This is a genomic window from Flavobacterium sp. R1_16 (genome assembly GCF_057652095.1).
The window spans coordinates 1-3,200 of record NZ_JBYFCG010000016.1 but is presented as its reverse complement, the minus strand read 5'-3'; the positions used below and the strand labels follow the sequence as shown (position 1 = coordinate 3,200).

Below are 3,200 nucleotides of genomic sequence, written 5' to 3'. Positions count from 1 at the left end.
GAAAGACGCAATTATAGTTATCAAAAATGAAGATTTAATTACTCTCGCTGTTAGTTCAAATACTACAAGAAAAGACATTTTAAGAGATGTTTTTTTTAAAAATTAAGTAAGAAACAGAGTCTCGTAGCTCAGCTGGTTAGAGTACTACACTGATAATGTAGGGGTCCCCAGTTCGAGTCTGGGCGGGACTACTATTTTAAGCTTAAGGAAATTCTAGAGGTTGAGTAACCGTTTGAAGTACTGTTAACTGAAAACTGTTAACTGAAAACTAAAAGAAACGGGGGATTAGCTCAGCTGGCTAGAGCGCCTGCCTTGCACGCAGGAGGTCATCGGTTCGACTCCGATATTCTCCACAAAAATTCCTGCGAAAGCAGGAATCTCATCGATAAAAAGATGAGATACCCAATCAAGTTGGGTATTATAAAGTTCATTGACATATTGAGATAAGAAAAATATTTAAAAAGTAGAAAGAACACTTTATGCGTATCAATACGTATAAAAAGTACAATAAGCAAAATAAGGGCGTATGGGGGATGCCTAGGCTCTCAGAGGCGAAGAAGGACGTGATAAGCTGCGAAAAGCTACGGGGATTGGCACACACGAATTGATCCGTAGATATCCGAATGGGGCAACCCACTATCTTGAAGAGATAGTACACCGATAGGTGGGCAAACCCGCTGAACTGAAACATCTAAGTAGGCGGAGGAGAAGAAAACAAAAGTGATTCCGTAAGTAGTGGCGAGCGAACGCGGATTAGCCCAAACCAATGTTGTTACGGCAATGTTGGGGTTGTAGGACCACGATATTTCATGCACAAAGAACCGGAAGTTACTGGAAAGTGACGCCATAGAGGGTGATAGCCCCGTATGGGTAATAAGTGTAATGGATAGTGGTATCCTGAGTAGGGCGGGGCACGTGAAACCCTGTCTGAATTTGGCGGGACCATCCGCTAAGGCTAAATACTCCTGAGAGACCGATAGTGAACCAGTACCGTGAGGGAAAGGTGAAAAGAACCGTGAATAACGGAGTGAAATAGATCCTGAAACCATACGCCTACAAGCGGTCGGAGCTTCTTCGTGAAGTGACGGCGTGCCTTTTGCATAATGAGCCTACGAGTTAACGTTGCTGGCAAGGATAAGTGATTAAGTCATGGATCCGTAGCGAAAGCGAGTCTGAATAGGGCGCTTTAGTCAGTAGTGTTAGACGCGAAACCGTGTGATCTACCCATGGGCAGGATGAAGCTGTGGTAACACATAGTGGAGGTCCGAACCGGTTGACGTTGAAAAGTCTTCGGATGACCTGTGGGTAGGGGTGAAAGGCCAATCAAACTCGGAAATAGCTCGTACTCCCCGAAATGCATTTAGGTGCAGCGCTGATAATAGTTATATAGAGGTAGAGCTACTGATTGGATGCGGGGGCTTCACCGCCTACCAATTCCTGACAAACTCCGAATGCTATATAATGTTTTACAGCAGTGAGGGCATGGGTGCTAAGGTCCATGTCCGAGAGGGAAAGAACCCAGACCATCAGCTAAGGTCCCCAAATGTATGTTAAGTTGAAAGAACGCGGTTTGTCTGCACAGACAGCTAGGATGTTGGCTTGGAAGCAGCCATTCATTTAAAGAGTGCGTAACAGCTCACTAGTCGAGCGGACGAGCATGGATAATAATCGGGCATAAACATACTACCGAAGCTATGGATTTTGTAGCAATACAAAGTGGTAGGGGAGCATTCCAGCAGGGTTGAAGGTGTATCGTAAGGTATGCTGGACTGGCTGGAAAAGAAAATGTAGGCATAAGTAACGATAAGCGGTGCGAGAAACACCGCCACCGAAAGACTAAGGTTTCCGCAGCTATGCTAATCAGCTGCGGGTTAGTCGGGACCTAAGGCGAACCCGAAAGGGACAGTCGATGGCCAACGGGTTAATATTCCCGTACTACTTATTACTGTGATGGGGTGACGGAGTGATGAAAGTACCGCGAACTGACGGAATAGTTCGTTAAAGCACTTAGCTATAAGACCTGTAGGCAAATCCGCAGGTTTTGGTGAAATGCGATAGTACTCGGCGTCTTCGGACAAAGAGATAGTGTACCTAAGGGCTTCCAAGAAAAACCTCTAAACTTCAGGTAATGAGTACCCGTACCGTAAACCGACACAGGTAGTCGAGGAGAGAATCCTAAGGTGCTCGAGAGATTCATGGCTAAGGAATTAGGCAAAATAGACCCGTAACTTCGGGAGAAGGGTCGCCCCGAGTAATCGGGGCCGCAGTGAAGAGGTCCAGGCGACTGTTTATCAAAAACACAGGGCTCTGCAAAATCGTAAGATGAAGTATAGGGCCTGACACCTGCCCGGTGCTGGAAGGTTAAGAGGAGATGTTATCTTTGGAGAAGCATTGAATTGAAGCCCCAGTAAACGGCGGCCGTAACTATAACGGTCCTAAGGTAGCGAAATTCCTTGTCGGGTAAGTTCCGACCTGCACGAATGGTGTAACGATCTGGACACTGTCTCAGCCATGAGCTCGGTGAAATTGTAGTAACGGTGAAGATGCCGTTTACCCGCAGTGGGACGAAAAGACCCTGTGCACCTTTACTATAGCTTAGTATTGACCTTGGATAAATGATGTGTAGGATAGGTTGGAGACTGTGAAGTGGCGTCGCCAGGCGTTGTGGAGTCATTGTTGAAATACAACCCTTTGTTTATCTGAGGCCTAACCCCGCGATGCGGGGGACATTGCTTGGTGGGTAGTTTGACTGGGGTGGTCGCCTCCAAAAGAGTAACGGAGGCTTCTAAAGGTTCCCTCAGTACGCTTGGTAACCGTGCGTAGAGTGCAATGGCATAAGGGAGCTTGACTGAGAGACATACAGGTCGATCAGGTACGAAAGTAGAGCATAGTGATCCGGTGGTTCCGCATGGAAGGGCCATCGCTCAAAGGATAAAAGGTACGCCGGGGATAACAGGCTGATCTCCCCCAAGAGCTCATATCGACGGGGGGGTTTGGCACCTCGATGTCGGCTCGTCACATCCTGGGGCTGGAGAAGGTCCCAAGGGTTGGGCTGTTCGCCCATTAAAGTGGCACGCGAGCTGGGTTCAGAACGTCGTGAGACAGTTCGGTCTCTATCTACTGTGGGCGCAAGAAATTTGAGTGGATCTGATTCTAGTACGAGAGGACCGAATTGGACAAACCTCTAGTGTATCTGTTGT

The 3,200-nt window shown here is 47.4% G+C and carries 2 tRNA genes and 1 rRNA gene; all 3 read left to right on the top strand.

Annotation, left to right across the window (positions count from 1 at the left end):
- The first annotated feature begins 117 nt into the window (after positions 1 to 117).
- Positions 118 to 191 (top strand) — tRNA-Ile (locus AC23L6_RS13220).
- Positions 192 to 279: 88 nt separating this feature from the next.
- Positions 280 to 353: transfer RNA gene (locus AC23L6_RS13215), tRNA-Ala, on the top strand.
- A gap of 153 nt (positions 354 to 506) precedes the next feature.
- Positions 507 to 3,200 (top strand): 23S ribosomal RNA (locus AC23L6_RS13210); the annotation flags it as partial.